Source organism: Henriciella litoralis, assembly GCF_002088935.1.
Taxonomy (GTDB): domain Bacteria; phylum Pseudomonadota; class Alphaproteobacteria; order Caulobacterales; family Hyphomonadaceae; genus Henriciella; species Henriciella litoralis.
Genome location: NZ_NCSS01000006.1, coordinates 1,425,629 through 1,441,165, shown reverse-complemented (window position 1 = coordinate 1,441,165; position 15,537 = coordinate 1,425,629). Strand labels below are relative to the sequence as shown.

At 59.2% G+C, this 15,537-nt stretch carries 14 protein-coding genes; 4 read left to right on the top strand and 10 right to left on the bottom strand.

Translation table 11 applies throughout. The annotated features are described in order from the left end of the window. Positions 1-17: 17 nt before the first annotated feature. The 3 genes from B8783_RS10415 to B8783_RS10405 are packed head-to-tail and all read right to left on the bottom strand — an operon-like array spanning position 18 to position 1,842. Positions 18-941 carry a thioesterase family protein gene (locus tag B8783_RS10415; RefSeq protein WP_084420064.1) on the bottom strand — a complete coding sequence of 308 codons (924 nt, stop codon included), beginning with the start codon at positions 939-941 and terminating at the stop codon, positions 18-20. Then, positions 938-1,357 (bottom strand): hypothetical protein, encoded by a 420-nt coding sequence (locus tag B8783_RS10410; RefSeq protein WP_084420063.1) that lies wholly within the window; start codon positions 1,355-1,357, stop codon positions 938-940. Before B8783_RS10410 ends, B8783_RS10415 begins: the two co-directional genes overlap by 4 nt. Then, entirely contained in the window at positions 1,354-1,842 is a 489-nt protein-coding gene (locus B8783_RS10405; protein WP_084420062.1) for a transcriptional repressor, read from the bottom strand. The genes B8783_RS10410 and B8783_RS10405 overlap by 4 nt, the downstream gene beginning before the upstream one ends. A 187-nt stretch (positions 1,843-2,029) precedes the next feature. Here B8783_RS10405 and B8783_RS10400 point away from each other — a divergent pair, with 187 nt between their 5' ends. Next, the gene (locus B8783_RS10400; protein WP_084420061.1) at positions 2,030-2,728 is read left to right on the top strand and encodes an OmpW/AlkL family protein; all 699 of its coding nucleotides are present in this window, start codon (positions 2,030-2,032) and stop codon (positions 2,726-2,728) included. Between the two features lie 112 nt (positions 2,729-2,840). On the opposite strand, the gene B8783_RS10395 is transcribed toward B8783_RS10400, so the two are convergent. Together B8783_RS10395 and B8783_RS10390 are read right to left on the bottom strand one after the other, a co-directional pair. Beyond that, on the bottom strand, positions 2,841-4,022 hold the full coding sequence (locus tag B8783_RS10395) for an acyl-CoA dehydrogenase family protein (protein WP_084420060.1): 1,182 nt from the start codon (positions 4,020-4,022) through the stop codon (positions 2,841-2,843). 108 nt (positions 4,023-4,130) lie between these two features. Next, the gene (locus B8783_RS10390) at positions 4,131-7,142 is read right to left on the bottom strand and encodes a TonB-dependent receptor domain-containing protein (protein ID WP_084420059.1); all 3,012 of its coding nucleotides are present in this window, start codon (positions 7,140-7,142) and stop codon (positions 4,131-4,133) included. A gap of 377 nt (positions 7,143-7,519) precedes the next feature. Here B8783_RS10390 and B8783_RS10385 point away from each other — a divergent pair, with 377 nt between their 5' ends. After that, the gene (locus B8783_RS10385; protein ID WP_084420058.1) at positions 7,520-8,179 is read left to right on the top strand and encodes a rhomboid family intramembrane serine protease; all 660 of its coding nucleotides are present in this window, start codon (positions 7,520-7,522) and stop codon (positions 8,177-8,179) included. Here the strand turns inward: B8783_RS10385 and B8783_RS10380 are convergent. Both B8783_RS10380 and B8783_RS10375 read right to left on the bottom strand, forming a co-directional pair. Further along, complete coding sequence (locus tag B8783_RS10380; protein ID WP_084420057.1) at positions 8,176-9,123, bottom strand: NUDIX hydrolase; 948 nt, start codon at positions 9,121-9,123, stop codon at positions 8,176-8,178. The genes B8783_RS10385 and B8783_RS10380 overlap by 4 nt on opposite strands. Further along, positions 9,123-9,749: an HD family hydrolase gene (locus tag B8783_RS10375; RefSeq protein ID WP_233355747.1), complete on the bottom strand. Its 627-nt coding sequence runs from the start codon at positions 9,747-9,749 to the stop codon at positions 9,123-9,125. Before B8783_RS10375 ends, B8783_RS10380 begins: the two co-directional genes overlap by 1 nt. A gap of 157 nt (positions 9,750-9,906) precedes the next feature. Between B8783_RS10375 and B8783_RS18505 the strand changes: the two genes are divergently transcribed. Then, the gene (locus tag B8783_RS18505; protein ID WP_169711774.1) at positions 9,907-10,053 is read left to right on the top strand and encodes a hypothetical protein; all 147 of its coding nucleotides are present in this window, start codon (positions 9,907-9,909) and stop codon (positions 10,051-10,053) included. A gap of 70 nt (positions 10,054-10,123) precedes the next feature. Here B8783_RS18505 and B8783_RS10370 read toward each other — a convergent pair whose 3' ends face one another. Further along, positions 10,124-11,137: a DUF6607 family protein gene (locus tag B8783_RS10370; protein ID WP_084420055.1), complete on the bottom strand. Its 1,014-nt coding sequence runs from the start codon at positions 11,135-11,137 to the stop codon at positions 10,124-10,126. A gap of 134 nt (positions 11,138-11,271) precedes the next feature. Here B8783_RS10370 and B8783_RS10365 point away from each other — a divergent pair, with 134 nt between their 5' ends. Beyond that, positions 11,272-13,452, top strand: a complete 2,181-nt coding sequence (locus tag B8783_RS10365) for a TonB-dependent hemoglobin/transferrin/lactoferrin family receptor (protein ID WP_084422054.1) — start codon at positions 11,272-11,274, stop codon at positions 13,450-13,452. Between the two features lie 9 nt (positions 13,453-13,461). Here the strand turns inward: B8783_RS10365 and B8783_RS10360 are convergent, their stop codons facing one another. After that, positions 13,462-14,328 carry a pirin family protein gene (locus tag B8783_RS10360; protein WP_084420054.1) on the bottom strand — a complete coding sequence of 289 codons (867 nt, stop codon included), beginning with the start codon at positions 14,326-14,328 and terminating at the stop codon, positions 13,462-13,464. Positions 14,329-14,346: 18 nt separating this feature from the next. Further along, entirely contained in the window at positions 14,347-15,465 is a 1,119-nt protein-coding gene (locus B8783_RS10355) for a beta-ketoacyl-ACP synthase III (protein ID WP_139792327.1), read from the bottom strand. Positions 15,466-15,537: the final 72 nt, after the last annotated feature.

Here is a 15,537-nt window from a genome sequence, read left to right as displayed (position 1 = left end):
GCCGCTATTCGGCGCGCTTAAAGGTAGAGATTGCCCGGCGCGATCGTTGCTAGTTCGTCGAGAAGGGCGGGCGGCGTTGCCATGGCTTTGCGGGATTTAAGATCAAACGTCACCGCAACGACTTCGCTCGTCATCCATGGTTTGCCCGAAACAGGGTCCAGCATCCAGTGCACCAGGGAGTGGGTCTTTTCCTGCGCGCTGGCCATGGCGGTGCGGATCTCGAACAGGTCGCCTGCCGTCGGCCAGGCGCGGTAGATGATGCGGTTTTCAAGCACGGCCGCGCCCATCTCGCTGCCAGGCACTGAGGCTGCGATTTTCTTACGCCAGTCATAGAGCAAATTCGGCACGGAATCGGAGACGCGCCCGATGAACATGTGAGGATGCATTCGCCCGAAAGCATCGCAATCGCCGGGCGGGACCATGCCCAACCCGATGACCTGCACGCCCTCATCGATGGCATGTTCGCGGGTGATGCTTTCGCTGGAGGCTGCTGCCTTCGACATATCCAGTCCGCGCGGGGCTGTGGCCGCCGGTGCCTCACCGATCAGCGTTGTCAGGGCATCGCGGGACCGGTCACTCCAGGCGAAGGGCTTCAGTGAGTCGGACCCGACATGTGCGAGGCGCGTGCGAAACGAGGCCGCGGGGACACCGTCTGCATGCACCAGTTCCTGGTACAGCGTGGCGCCCGTCTCGCTAACATCCAGCAGGCAGCCCTTCATCGAGAGCGGGCGGCCGGGATGGACTTCCCGCATGAAGCGGATGTGCTGCTCCAGAGGGATCAGCGTTGACGGGGATTCCGGTTTGAAGGCGTGAGACAGATGGCACTGGCCTGCAAGCACGCCGATGCCTTCGAAGGCCATGCGGACGTAGAAGCGGACATTCATATGCCCCATCTCGTCGCAATCCCATGTATTCGCGCTGCCTTTCCAGAGGTCGATCATGAGATGGCTCCTATTGTGTCGCATGTCGGCAGAGCTGCACCGGGCAAGGCAGGGCGGAGCAAGGCTTGGGCGCTACGGTCATTGAGATGATACTCGATCCGCAGCTTGCGCTTCTTGATCGTGTAGGTAAGCGGCACGCTCTGCGCGCACTGATCGGCGCCTAGCGATATGATTTCAATCGCATCAAAAGGTGATGTGCCGTCCATGGCGTTGTGAGCGCCGGTGCATAGTCCCGGGTATTCGACGAGGAAGCCGTTGTCTTGCGCCGCAAGGCGTATCGGATAAGGGGAAAGTCCTTCTTCGTACACGCAGCCTGACCAATGCGCGATGTTTACCGCATCCTCGAAATCTGCCGGATCTGCCTGAGCGACCAACGACACTGAGCAGGCAATAAAGACGGCAGCAAGCCCTCTCACTCTGCCGCACACACGCGGCAGACGCCGCGCGCTTCAATAACGGCATGGCGCATCTGGAAGCCGGCCGCCTTGGTTTCGCTCTTCAGGGCCTCGGTCGTCGCTGTGGCGTGAAGTTCTTCGGCCGCACCGCATTCTTCGCAAATAAGGAAGACGGCAGAGTGCTTGTGACTTGTATGCCCGCACGCGACATAGGCGTTGAGGCTCTCGATCTTGTGGGCGAGCCCAACGTCCTGGAGAAAATCAAGCGCCCGATAAACGGTCGGCGGCTTGGCAGACCCTTCGCCATCGAGATTCGCGAGCAGGTCATAAGCCTTTGACGGCTCAGAGCTTTCCAGAAGAAGACGTAACACCTTGCGGCGAATCTTTGTGAGGCGTTGCCCGCGGCGAGCTGCAAGCAGCTCGGCTTCTTCAAGGAAGGAGTCTACATCCTGCGGACTGCAGGGTGTGTTGGCGTGGACGTGCGTGTGTGGTTCAGCATGGGCCATGGCAGCAATGTCGGGTGTTTTGTCCGGAATTTCCAGTAAAAAGCGCCGCGAGCCACCGTGTCGATACGGACAGATGCGTAGTCGGGCGTCTTTGCCGCGCGGCAAGCAGGCGCGCGGCAAAGAGGGCAATATTCGATATTATCACAAGGGGTTAGCTGGTCTCATCATTTCTTGAGGAGGTTTCCAGATGAAACGGATTTATCTTGCTGCTCTCGCTGGTGCAGCGACCCTTGCCTGCACAGCGCCAGCCTATGCCGAAACCGGCAACTGGATGGTGCGCGGGCGCGTGATCGGCGTGCTGCCGGACGAAAGCGCCGACCTGTCGGTTGGTGGTACGAGCCTGCCAGGCACAGTGGACATTAGCGACCAGTATGTGCCCGAACTCGACATCACCTATTTCTTCACTGACCACATCGCAGCAGAGCTGATCCTGGGTGTAACCCCGCACGATGTTAAAGCCACGGGCGTCACTGTGCCGGGTGTCATGACGGATGCGACCATCGATCTTGGGGATGTCTGGCTGCTGCCGCCAACACTGACGCTTCAGTACCACTTCAATACGGACGGAGCGCTCAAGCCTTATGTTGGCGCCGGTGTGAATGCGACCTTCTTCTTCAACGAGGACCAAGGCCCTATCGCAGATGGCATCGACTATGACCCATCTGTCGGCTTCGCGCTCCAGGCTGGCTTTGACTATGACCTGGATGGCGTGCCCGGCGGCTGGGCATTCAATGCCGACGTCAAGAAGGTCTGGATTGAGCCTGACGTAAAGGTCGACTTCACCAGCGCGCTCGGCCCGTCCCTCGGTGTCTCAAGCGTGAAGGTCGACGCTGACGTCGAAATCAACCCTGTGATCGTCGGTCTCGGCTTCGGTTACAGGTTCTAGGACGCGGGCCCCAGGCCTTCACCTTTCAATACCTCCCCTCTGGGCCTTGCCGATATATGGCAGGGCCCTTTTTTTGCCTAAGCGCGGCGTGTGGGCCGTATCTGGTTTTTTGCTAAAGGCCCATCTGACGAGCGGCGAGGTCCCGCATGATCTCTTCAGAGCCGCCCCCGATCGCCATGACGCGTACCTCGCGGTAGATGCGTTCGACGCGGTGCCCGCGGATGAAGCCAGCGCCGCCAAGGATCTGCATCGCCTCGCGGGCGCAGTATTCCATGGTTTCGGTGGCCTGAACCTTCAGCATGGCAAGCTCTGCGACAGGTTGCTCTCCGTTCTGGACGCGCCAGGTGAGCTGGTCGAGCATCGCCGTTGATGCCCAGACGCGCTGCGCCATGCTGGCAATCTTGTGACGAATGACCTGATGATCGGCGAGGCGTTTGCCAAAGGTCTCCCTTTGCTGCGCCCAGGCGGCCGCCTCCTCGATGCAGACGCGCGCATAAGCGGTGGCCTGGGCTGCCATGCCGAGACGTTCGCCATTGAAATTGGCCATGATGCCGTAAAAGCCTTTGTCCAACTCGCCGATCAGGTTTTCGGGCGGGACGAAGACGTCATCAAAGTGGATCGTGGCGGTGTCAGACGCCCACCAGCCCATTTTTGGCAAGCTCGTGCGGGAGACGCCTTCGGCCTCCAGATCAATCAGCATGAGGGAGATGCCGCCCATGCCGGGGCCGCCCGTGCGAACGGCTGTGGTCAGCCATTTCGAGGTGCACCCGCCGGTGATGTAGGTCTTGGAGCCGTTCACAACCCAGCCATTACCGGACTTTTTGGCGCTGGTTTTCAGCTGCGCGACATCAGATCCGCCGCCGGGTTCGGTAATGCCAAGGCTGATCTGCTTTTTGCCGGAGAGGACTTGCGGCGCGATTTCACGTTTCATGTCCTCATTGCCAAGCGCCATGACAGGCGGCAGGCCGATGCCATGGATCATCAGGGCTGAGGAGACACCGCCAGCGCCCATACGCGCGAGCTCTTCGGACGTGACCGTGCCGTGAAACCTGTCAAAATCGGTGCCGGCGCCGCCATATTCTTCCGGATAGCCCATGCCGATGAGACCGGCTTCGGCGGCTTTGGGATAGACCTCGCGCGGGATGACACCGGCGGTTTCCCAGGCTTCAATATTGGGGACCAGCTCCTTGTCGATGAAGCCGCGAACCGAGTTGCGCCAGATTGAATGTGTCTCGTCCATCCACGGAGCGGGTGGTCTCAGACTGTCGAAAGTAATGTCACGTGCTTTTGCCATGAGGCGATCCTGCCGCGACCAGCCTGAAAATCAATCGTGACGTGGCGGCAAAGAAAAAGCCCGCTGCACGAGGCAGCGGGCTCTCTCAAAGTATCTTCTTACCTACGCTTAGTAGCGCAGGGTAAGACCGATCGAGTAAGTGCGGCCAAGCGCATTGCCGACGAACGGATTGTAGGAAAGCTCCGTGCGGGCTGCCGCAGGGTCCTGGTCGGTGATGTTCTCGATCGCACCGGTCAGCTGAACCTCTGCAAAGTTGACTGGAAGCGTCCATGCGCCGAGAATGTCATACTGGACATAGTCGTCTGCGCTTACACCGAAGTCGCTGCCGTTTGCAGGGCCACGATTGTCAGTTACGCCGCTGATATACTGCATCTGGTAACGCAGATTGATATTTTTCAGGGCATAATTGGCATAGAGATTGGCTTTGAACTCCGAGATCGAAGGCGCGCTGCGATCCCAGTTGAGGAAGCCAACAGCATCGTATCCTTCAGCGAAGGTCACGCCACCAAGCTCGAATTCACGGACATCGTAGTCGAGCGTGTAGGTGCCGGCGCCGCCAATGGTCATTTCACCCGGGCCAACATCAAAATAGGTGCTGGCGGCAAGGTCGAGGCCCGTCGTTTTGATGCCGGGACCGTTGACGACATCAACGCGGACACGCTGGATGTCATTGCCGGTGGTCACGCCTTGGGTACAGGTGTTGCCATTAAAGGTGAGCAGGTAGGCCAGCGGGTGGTTACAATCCACAAGCTGCGTTCCGTCGCCTGGGCCGTTACCGACAGCATTTGCAACAGCCTGCGCAGGTGTTGTCGTGATCTCGTCCTCGAAGTCATAGCTCCAATAGTCGATAGAACCCCGGAAGTGCGGGAAGTCGAAGACGGCGCCGATATTGTAGGTAAAGGCCGTTTCAGGCTTCAGGTCTGGGTTGCCGTAGCTGTCCACCGACTTGAAGTTATTGTTGGCGGCCTGAATGCCGGCGAGGTTCGTGGCCAGACGCCCATTAATAATGTTGCTAGGCAGTGGGCCGCGGAACGTGGTGCCGGCGGAGCCGCGCAGGACGAGCCAATCGGCTGGTTCATAGCGTAGCGATATCTTTGGATCGGTCGTTGAACCAACACCGCCCCCATAATCTTCATACCGAACCGCGAGGGTTGCGTCGAGATTGTCGAGGATCGGGAAGTTCACTTCGCCGAACAGGGCGTAGACGCTTTGTTGAAGACGGGCTTCGTTGTACTGCCCGAGGAAGATGAATGGCCCGATAATCGGATCACCATTGGTCAGACAGCTATTGTCGCCTTCAACCGCACACGGGTTGATCGCCGCATTTGACATGTCGTTGATCGGGTCGGTGGCGAAGTTGGAGTGGCGGAATTGGCCGCCGACCGCATATGCGATCTCACCACCGGACAGGTTTATACCTGACAGGCCCGTCAGCACTGTGTCGTAGACGAAGTAATCCTCGCTCTGGTCTGTACCGCTAGGCAGGAACAGATGATCCAGGAGTTCGCGGCTATTCTCGTTGCCGGGAACGTAGGCCGGGTTGTCCAGGCCGAGCGCCGGGTTGCTTGCGTGTGCGTTGATGAATGGGTTGAAGAACATACAGTCACCAACACCGGCTGTGCCGGATGTACGGTCACAATTTGGTCCGCCGAACCCTTCCAGCGCATCCTGAAGGCGCTGACCGACAATGTCTGGCGTGTAGAAGACACGATCAGACTTGTAGAAGGTCAGATCGTTTGACCAGGTTGCGTCTTCCCAGACGTCCCATTCAAAACCACCGGAAACGCGGAACGCGTCATCTTCTGCGATACCGACCTGACCGCCAGTGCCGCCATAGAGTTCCTCATTGCCGCCGAGGCCAATTGGCCGGCCGAGCAGGATCGAGGCATAGCTACCAAACGTATTTGCGAGCGTGCCGGGTGTGAACGGGTCGGCAACGCCGCCTGAAAGGCCCGATTGCGCAATGAATGCGGCATAACCCGGGTTGGTCGATGGCACATCAAACGCATAGGTGCTGCCTGGACCCTTTGGACCTTGGGTCGGCGGGAATGAAGGCGAGTAGCGGTTGTTGGTGGTTTCCGAATTGGCGTACAGGGCTTCGCCGTGCATCCGGAATTCGGGCGAGAGTTCTGCCTCAAAGCTCGTGAACACCTGAAGCCGGTCGGAATCTTCAACGAGATTGTCGAATGGCACATAGGAGAAGCGACAGATCGGCAGACCAGATGTCGAGCCGACAATGCCGCCCATGGCCTCACAGGTGTTGATGGCCTGGCCGTCAACAACAAGGCCTAGCGATGTGCCAGCGGCACCTTGGCTGATTGGGCCCAGCTTCGGGATATATGTGCTTGGATTGCCGAGGACCGACCACTGCGCAGGGTTTACGCTATAAGGGCGGTTCACGAAGTCGCGTTCGGTCGTTTTGAGTTCTGAGCGGTGTTGTTGACCGACACCGAACATGAAGTTGCCGTTCTCGAAATTCTTCCCGAACAGGGCTGAGACTTCATAATCGCCGTCTGAGCCGTCGATTGCCTTGAAGTCGCCCTTCAGCTCAATACCGTCAAAATTGGTCTTGGTGATGAAGTTAGCAACGCCCGAAATGGCGTCGGAGCCGTAGGTGGCCGCCGCGCCGTCCTTGAGCAGTTCAATACGCTCAAGCGCAAACAGCGGAATAAGCTGGGTGTTTGCGTAGCCATCGCCCGGCGAGGCAATGGTGCGCTTGCCGTTGAGAAGCACGAGGTTGCGCGTGGCACCAAGGTTGCGAAGGTTGATTGAGCCTTGGCCTTGAGCGCCCTGGGCGCTTGCGGCGAACTGGTTCGAATCACCAAGAACCGAGCCCACAGAAGGCAGCGACTTGATGAATTCGAGAGGCGAGCTGACGCCGGAAACTTCGAGGTCTTCAGCGCTGAACACGTCGACAGGTAGCGCGGCATCTTCGGGTGTGCCGGCAATGAAAGAACCGGTGACGGTCACTTTTTCCTGACGAAGATCCCCCTCATCGGCCTGTTGTTGAACTGTAGCTGGGGCATCGTCTTCCTGTGCAGTAGCAACTGAAGCGAAACCTGTGGCGAGCGCCAGCACAATAGCCGAGCGCGCGCTCGTATAGAGCAGCCTGTTGGTCATGTATCCTCCCTAGATAGACCGAATGTGAAGTTCTCTTTATAGGAACCTTGCCTAAGGAATGCGGGCATTACCCCGTGTGGTCAAGCTACTTTAATATAGTTGCCAACCATGATTAAAAGGCATGAGACTCTCGGTTGAGGGGCGTTAGTTAGAAAAAAAACCCTTAAAAACTTAACTGCAAGAAAAATATTTGCATATAAACGTGTCGTCAGGTCAAGATATGTGACCAAATTGCAACGGACCTCTTTCCGCAACGGCATCGATTCAGCCGCAGCTGATGCTGGAAGGCAACGCTATATCTCCCCATATCGACCGGCGTGAGATACAACCCGTCCCCTGACTCGCCGCCGGGCCAGCCTTCTCCGGCTGGTTTTGGCATGCCTCTGATCGTCATCCTGTTGACGGTGGCCATCGTCGCCGCATCGACGGTGCAGTTGATGTCTGAGAATTCGATTCTCTTCCCGCGATCGATTTCCGAATGGATGTTTGAGGCAGGTGCAATCGCTGGCGGCCCCGATTTTCAGGGCGTCTATCGGCCACTTGGCTGGTTCGCGCCGCTTGTCCTTCACGTCTTCCTGCATGGCGGTATCTTTCACCTTGCAATGAACATGACCGCGATGGTCGCTTTCGGGCCGCCGATTGCCATGGCGTTTGGGCGAGACCTTAAGGGCGCGCTCGGCTTCCTGATCTTCTTTGTCGGGGCGGCCATTGCCGGCGCACTGTTCCAGATTGGATGGAGTGACCTTACCGGACAGTCAGAACTCGCGATCGGTACGTCGTCTGCCCTCTCGGGCTTCTTGCCGGCTGTCGGCTGGATCATGGGCGGTTATAAGCAGGCGATCCGCATGTCGGTGCCCTGGCTCTTGATCAACATTGCGATTGCTGTGACCGGCGAGCTGCTGGCCGGCGCGGTTGGGATCAGGCTAGCCTGGGCGGCGCATATTGGCGGTCTTGCGGGCGGCTTTGTGCTGTTCCCGCTCTTGCTTGCCGTATTCAACCCACGCGTCTGGGCGCGCATCCGGCAGCTGCATCATTAAGGCTCGCGGCGCACCGTCGGCGCTGAGATGCCAAGCGCCGCGCTTTTGCGGACTTTCTCACGCTTGAAGCGGTAAAGCTCAGCCGGTCGCCCGCCTGTTGCCGACATCATCTCGCCGGTGCCTTCGACAAGCCCCGTGCGCTCCAGCGAACGCCGGAAGTTCTGCTTGTGAAGCGGCAGGCCGAGAACACCTTCGCAGGTCGCCTGCAAGGCAGACAGCGTGAACCGGTTCGGCATTAGTTCGAAGACGACAGGACGATAGCGGATCTTGCCGCGCAGGCGCTCCATCGCGGTGGCCAGAATCCGCCTGTGGTCGGACGCCATCGGTTCGCCAAGTTTGACATCCGGCAGAGGCAGGCCGGCATCGCGGGCACACTCAATGACGAGCCCGGCTTCATAGAGCAGCTCATAGCGCTCCAGCACACGGTCTTCGCTCCAGTCATGCCCGTTCAGGCCAAAAGCGAGGTGCACCCGCGCCTGCCGCGCATCGCTACCTGCGGCCCAGGTTGCCAGACGCGGCGCGATTTCATCGTCGATAATGGCCGGGCGGCTGGTGCGATGATCTTCCCATGGGAAATGGCTATACCAGCCGCGCCAACGCGCTTTGAGTTGCTTGGGCAGGTCTTGCTGGTCAGGTGTCAGGCCGAGATAACCGACAGATACCACGCGGGCATTGGCCGGCGCATCTGCGAGCGTGGCTTCGGGCGTTTCACGGTCCCGGTCGCCAAAGGTGTAAAGCTGTTCAACATAGCCAAGATCAAAGCCGGTCTGCTCCCGCACCCAGCCCCTCAGGGCGATTTCAAAGGTGCGATGCGTTGCCGGATCGAACGTACCGAAGGGCAGGGCAGCGAGATCACTGCCGCGCCGGGCCACCAGCACGCCCGGGTCTTCGTCATTCATCGCGACGATCACGACGGAGAGACCAATGATCAGCGTCGCCGTCATCAGGTGCGCCCCTCCATCGCCGCCAGCAAGGCTTCGTGGCGGCTGATAAAGACGGCCTGCGCACGGGTAGGGGCTTCGGGCTGCAGCTCGATCTCGAGACCGTCGGGCGGCGTGCCGAAGAATTTGTCCGCTTCCCCCGTTGAAAATCCGGCAAGTTGCGTGGCTTCGAACCAGGCACAGATATGATCGGCCCGCTTGATAAGACGTTTAAGCGGTGCGGGCAGACGCGCCGGCAGGCCAAAGCGCAGGTGAACCGCTTCGGTCAGCCTGTTCTCCACAGATTTATAGCCATCGCCGAGCACGGTCTTGAACGGTGAGATCATGTCGCCAATGACATATTCGGCCGCGTCATGGTGCAGCGCCATCAAGCGTTCGAAAGGTTTAAGGCCTGGTTCGAGTTCGCCGCAGATGAATTCCACGATGACGCTGTGCTGGGCGACGGAAAAGGCATGATCGCCGAGAGTCTGCCCATTCCAGCGGGCCACGCGGGCCAGTCCGTGCGCAATGTCGTCGACCTCAATATCCAATGGTGATGGGTCAAGCAGGTCAAGACGGCGCCCGGACAGCATGCGCTGCCAGACCCTGTCGGGGGCTTTTCTTGAACGGGTCGTTGCAGGTCGGCTCATGGCGTCTGTCTTTAATCCTTTGGAAAGCGGGGTAAAGAAAAGGCGTCATTTTGCTTACAAACTGCCTCGCCTCCGTCACGTTTTGATCAGGTCTCGTTAAAGAGTCGAGGCGATACTCGCCTCAACGATAAACAAACAAGCCCGAGGCGTGAAAACAATGGTGGAACTGGTGATGGATGCCGCTGCAAATCCAGCGACAGCATGGTGCATATTGGCCGGGGCGGCGCTGATCGTGATGATCGAGGCCGTCTCGTCTAACTGTCCTGCACTCTGGGGGGATATGGGCGAGGATTTCGAAGACTAGCGGCGAGCCCTCTCCATTCGAAATTCAGGCAAAACGCCCCTCTCGTTCATCGAGAGGGGCGTTTTGCTGTCTAGTATGAGCCGTCAGGGTCGGCGCCGGTTGCGCTTACGCGATCGGCCAGCGTGCCGATTTCATGGGTGGTGTAGGTCTCAATGACGTCAGACGCCTCTGAAATGGCCTCATCCGTGCTCTTCGTGCCGTCTTCGACCTCTCCGGCCAGCTCAAGCAGCGGCTGGTAGAGCGCTTCCGGTTCCCCCTGCATGGTCAGGCCGAACGGTGAGCCGGAATCTTCAAGCGCTTCCCAGGCGCCGCGCACACCTGCCCAATAGTCGCTTGTCGCAGCCAAGTAATCTTCGCCGACCGCGACCGGGAAGTCATCAAAGTGGCGGTAGGTGTTCACGCCGATCTCGCGGACCAGCACGTTCGGATCCTCATCTAGGACGAGTTTCGAATTTGTCTGTTCGTGCACCCAGCCAAACGGCGTGATCGTGTGCCGGTTGACCGCGAGAACCGTGTCGTAATCCTCACGTGCGGTCATGTCGCGGCGCGGCAGAGGCCGCCATTCAGCCGGAGGGGTCCATTGGGAGACGTGATTGTCATGCGTCCAGGCGGCGACGGCACCATAACGCGGTGAATCGTCGACCTGATAGACTTCCTGCGCCCATTGGCCTTCGCTTTCTCCGGTTGGCACGGGGCGCATTTCCCAGGCATTCCCGCCAATGAAGCTCAGCACTTCTGTTGGCTCATACGTCCAGTCCTGACGCCAGTGCTTGATGGGAAACTCCTCGCCCTCATCTCCGACGACGAGAATGTGCTGAAGGCTGATGAAGTCACCCGTGTCCTCAATCACCCGCACGATCTCATAGCCGCCTGAAAGCTTCGGCTCCTTCAGTTCGTATCCGTCTGTCAGTGCCACCGTCTCGCGGAAATCGAAGGTTACATCGTAATTGCCTGCCATGGCGAGAATCGCGTCGCGATCCAGCTCGAAGGACGGGTCGGCGATGGCATCCTGCGCAGTAACGACGGGCGCTGACAGGGCGCAGGTGAGTGCCGCAATGGCGGCGGGGCGGACATAATTCAACATGGTTTTCCCTCTGACGGTTGGTTCTGAATGATTGGAACAGTAATAAGAATGAGAATCATTTGCAATACGTAATCCGGTATGTAATGAGAATGAGAATTATTCGCGTATCAGGATTTGAAGGACCTTACAACGATATGACCACAAGTTTGAAAACCGGCGCCGGGACGCTGGCACGTGCAGCATTGGTGAGCGTAAGCGCGATTGCCCTGAGCGCAGGCGCACTGGCGCAGGAGGCTTCTGAGACCGAACGGCAGGAAGAAGGCGAGCAGCGTCAGGAAATCGTGACCGTCTATGGCACGACCAATCCAATCGCCGTTTTCGACTATCCAGGCCAGGTCAGCGTCCTGACGCGGGAGGACATCGACCTGCGCACGCCCTCATCAGTGTCGGACCTTCTGAAAGACGTGCCAGGGATGGCATTTTCCGGCGGCCCGCGGCGGACAGGCGAAGTCCCGAGCATCCGGGGCTTCAGCGGACAGAATGTGCTGATCCTTCTCGATGGCGCCCGCCAGTCCTTTACCTCGGCCCATGATGGGCGTTTCTTCGCAGACCCAGCGCTGCTCGGCGCTGCCGAAGTAGTGCGGGGGCCTGCCTCTGCGCTTTACGGGTCCGGCGCGGTTGGCGGCGTCCTCGCGCTGGAAAGCGCTGACGCTGCAGACCTCCTGGAAGAGGGCCAGATCTGGGGCGCACGGGTGCGCGCGGGCTATCAGTCCGTCAATGAGGAAACGCTCGCAAGTTTCACCGCCTTTACCAATACAGGCAAGTTTGACGGCCTTGCCTCAATCGGGCTTCGCCAGTCTGGAGATATCGAGCTTGGCGACGGCTCGTCCCTGCCATCGGATGACGACATCACGACGGGACTGGTGAAAGGGTCTTATGCCCTTAGCGATGCGGTCAAGCTGGAGGCTTCCTGGCAGCGCTTCGACAATTCGGCGTTCGAGCCGAACAATGGGCAGGGCACACTCGGGACCGGCGACGGCGTGCTTGATCGTAATGTCGAGAAGGAGATTACCTCAGATACCTATCGGCTTGGCCTCGGCTTTGATCCGGCGAGCGACTGGGTGGACAGCAGCCTGACCGTCTATCAGACCGTCACCAGTGTCGATGAGTTCGACGCGACGGTGCCGCGCAACATCTCACGCGAGATCGAGACGACAGGCCTCAGCGCCCGCAATGCATCGCGCTTCGATCTCGGCGGGATTGAGACCGTGTTCACGGTCGGCGGTGACTGGTACCGCGACGAGCAGACCGGATTTGACAGCGAAACGGCAGACGCGACCCGCAGCGGTGTGCCCGATGCGGAGTCCGAATTTGTCGGCATTTTTGCGCAGGTCGAAGCTGTAGCTTCGAGGCCTTTGGGCCTGCCGGGCGAGCTGATCGTTATTCCCGGCATTCGCTATGATGAGTTTAAGTCCAAATCCGACGCGGCAACAGGCAAGAACGAGGACAGTGCCGTCTCGCCGCGACTGGCGGCGAGTTATGGGCCGGTTGAGTGGCTGCGTGTCTTTGCCAGCTATGCAGAAGGCTTCCGTGCGCCGTCGGTCAACGAGCTATACCTCGACGGCACGCATTTCGAAGTGCCGCACCCCATCCTGTTCGATCCGGGCGCTGGTTCCTTCGTCTTCGTGACCAATGAATTCGTGCCAAATGCCGATCTCAAACCCGAAAAGACCGAGACGGTCGAGTTTGGCGCGGGGCTCGATTTCCACGATCTGGTGTCGAACGGCGACAGGATGCAGGCCAAGGTTTCCTATTATGAGAGCGATGTCGAAGACCTGATCAATCTCTCGGTCGATTTCAGCTATAGCCCGACCTGTTTTGCTCCGCCCTTCTTCCCATGCTCTGCCGGCACGACCAATTCGGCGAATGTGGCGAGCGCGGAGATCGAGGGCGTCGAGGCGGAGCTGCGCTATGATAGCGACCGCTCCTATATTCGGGCGAGCTATGCCTCGATCGAGGGGCGGGACCTGTCCACCGGATCGGATCTTGGCACGCTGACGCCAGACCGGATTACGGTTGATATGGGGCTGAAGGCCTATGAATGGGACGCAATCATCGGCCTGCGCATCCAGCATGCGAGCGATTTTTCCCGCTATGAGAGCGATGGCGCTGGTGGTCGCACTCTGGCCGAGACGCGCGACTCATACGCCGTCGCCGATCTCTATGCGAGCTGGTCGCCGGACAGCCTGCCGGGCATTCGCTTCGATGCGGGCGTGGATAACATCTTCGACGAGCGCTATGAGCGCGTCTTCGAGAGCGTCTATGAGCCTGCGCGCAATTACAAGATCGCTGCGAGCTGGCAGTTTGGTGGCTAGGCTCTTCGATCAGGCATTGATCGGCTGGCGGTTGAACTTGCCGGCCTGATAATCCCTGATCGCCTGATTGATCTCTTCTGCCGTGTTCATCACGAAGGGGCCATGCGCGACGGTCGGTTCATTTATGACCTCGCCATGGCCGTAGAGGAGGACGCTGTCTGTTTCGGCTTTCACGGTGATCTCATCGCCATCATGCGCGAACTCGACGAGGTCAAAGCTCTTGGCGGGTTCGCCTGAGGCGGTGACCTCGCCGCGCACGACATAGAAGAAGACGCTGCGGTCGCGCGGTGCCGGAAGCGTGATTTCGGTGCCCGCGGGCAGGGTCACCGTCGACATGAAGATGCCTGTCAGCGAATCAAACGGACCTGTGCTGCCCTCATACTCGCCTGAGACCAGATGCATGGTCGCGCCGGTCTCACCAAGTGGCAGAGTGGGAATGTCGTCCGCCTGCAGGCCGGTATAGCGCGGCTCTGTCATCTTCAGGCGCGCGGGCAGATTGACCCAGAGCTGCAGGATCTCCAGCGGCCCGCCATCGCGCTTGAACTCGTCTGGTGATAGCTCGGCATGGATCAAGCCTGAGCCGGCCGTCATCCACTGGACGCCGCCGGCATGGATGATGCTCTCATGTCCGCCCGTATCCTTGTGGGCGAGGCTGCCCTCGAGGATGAACGTCACCGTCTCGAAACCGCGATGCGGGTGCGGGCCAAAGGGCAGGCCATGATTGCCGGGCTTGTAGGTCTGCGGTCCGTGATGATTGAGGAAAAGGAACGGGTCGACCTGCTGTAGACCCGGCCCGGGCACGGGGCGGCGGGTCACAAGGTCTGCGATATCGTCGCGATAGGCCGCGTGGCGGGCTTTGAAGGTGCGTGATGTCATACCTTCATAGATAGGAGGTCAGCCAGCTTTTTCCACAAAGACGGTGCCAGCCGAATAGCCTGCGCCGAAGGAACAGATCAGGCCTTTTTCGCCCGGCTTGAAGTCAGCCGAATGTTTGTGGAAGGCGATGATCGAGCCGGCCGATGAGGTGTTGGCGTATTCGTCCAGAACGGTCGGGCTTTCATCGTCGCTGGCTTCATGGCCGAGCACTTTTGCCGCGATCAGGCGGTTCATGTTGGCATTCGCCTGATGCAGCCACATGCGGCGGAGGTCCGTTGGCGCAATTGAGAGCCGTTCCAGCTCTGACTGGATCATGTCCGACACCATCGGCACGACTTCTTTGAACACCTTGCGGCCCTCCTGAACGAACAGTTTGTCGGCTTTTCCGATGCCGTCTGGGTCGGCGCGGTTCAGGAAACCGAAATTGTTGCGGATATTGTTGGAGAACTTCGTCTTCAGCTGGGTGCCGAGGATCTTCCAGTGCTCTTTCGGAGCGATGTCTTCGGCCTCGACCAGAACGGCGGTGGCGACATCGCCAAAGATGAAGTGGCTGTCGCGATCGGTCCAGTTGAGGTGACCTGAGGTGATTTCAGGGTTCACCATGAGGACGGATTTGGCATTGCCCGCGCGCACGAAGTCTGCCGCGGTCTGGATGCCGAATGTGGCTGAAGAGCAGGCGACATTCATGTCGAAGGAAAAGCCGTCAATGCCGAGCGCATCCTGGACTTCAATCGCCATGGCCGGATAGGCGCGCTGCATGTTGGACGCGGCGCAGATCACCGCGCCAATATCTTTCGGGTCCCGTCCCGCCGTCTCGAGCGCGTGGCGGGCTGCTGTCACGGCGATTTCCGCAAGGATGGAGAGGTCTTCGTTTGGCCGCTCAGCAATGATCGGGCGCATGATGTTAGGATCAACAACGCCGGTCTTGTTGACGACATAGCGCGATTTGATGCCGGAAGCCTTTTCGATGAACTCGACAGAGCTCGGCGTTTTGGCCTCGACGGCGCCTGAGGCGATGTCGGTTTTATGGGCCTCGTTCCACTGTTCGGCCCATGCATTATAGCTTTCAACAAGCTCAGCATTCGAAACCGAATGGGGCGGTGTCCACAGCCCGGTGGCGGAAATTACTGGTGTCACGTGTCTGTCCTCCCGCGCACGTTTTGCGGCGCTAGAATCCTGTTTTGTCGACAAGTTAAACCTGCGAAAGCG

Bases quoted from the DNA above. Each gene is read 5' to 3' on its own strand.
- B8783_RS10385 (WP_084420058.1), top strand. From the start codon at position 7,520: ATGCCTCTGATCGTCATCCTGTTGACGGTGGCCATCGTCGCCGCATCG.
- B8783_RS10360 (WP_084420054.1), bottom strand. From the start codon at position 14,328: ATGACATCACGCACCTTCAAAGCCCGCCACGCGGCCTATCGCGACGAT.
- B8783_RS10390 (WP_084420059.1), bottom strand. From the start codon at position 7,142: ATGACCAACAGGCTGCTCTATACGAGCGCGCGCTCGGCTATTGTGCTG.
- B8783_RS10370 (WP_084420055.1), bottom strand. From the start codon at position 11,137: ATGTTGAATTATGTCCGCCCCGCCGCCATTGCGGCACTCACCTGCGCC.
- B8783_RS10400 (WP_084420061.1), top strand. From the start codon at position 2,030: ATGAAACGGATTTATCTTGCTGCTCTCGCTGGTGCAGCGACCCTTGCC.
- B8783_RS10395 (WP_084420060.1), bottom strand. From the start codon at position 4,022: ATGGCAAAAGCACGTGACATTACTTTCGACAGTCTGAGACCACCCGCT.
- B8783_RS10380 (WP_084420057.1), bottom strand. From the start codon at position 9,123: ATGACGGCGACGCTGATCATTGGTCTCTCCGTCGTGATCGTCGCGATG.
- B8783_RS10375 (WP_233355747.1), bottom strand. From the start codon at position 9,749: ATGAGCCGACCTGCAACGACCCGTTCAAGAAAAGCCCCCGACAGGGTC.
- B8783_RS10405 (WP_084420062.1), bottom strand. From the start codon at position 1,842: ATGGCCCATGCTGAACCACACACGCACGTCCACGCCAACACACCCTGC.
- B8783_RS18505 (WP_169711774.1), top strand. From the start codon at position 9,907: ATGGTGGAACTGGTGATGGATGCCGCTGCAAATCCAGCGACAGCATGG.
- B8783_RS10365 (WP_084422054.1), top strand. From the start codon at position 11,272: ATGACCACAAGTTTGAAAACCGGCGCCGGGACGCTGGCACGTGCAGCA.
- B8783_RS10415 (WP_084420064.1), bottom strand. From the start codon at position 941: ATGATCGACCTCTGGAAAGGCAGCGCGAATACATGGGATTGCGACGAG.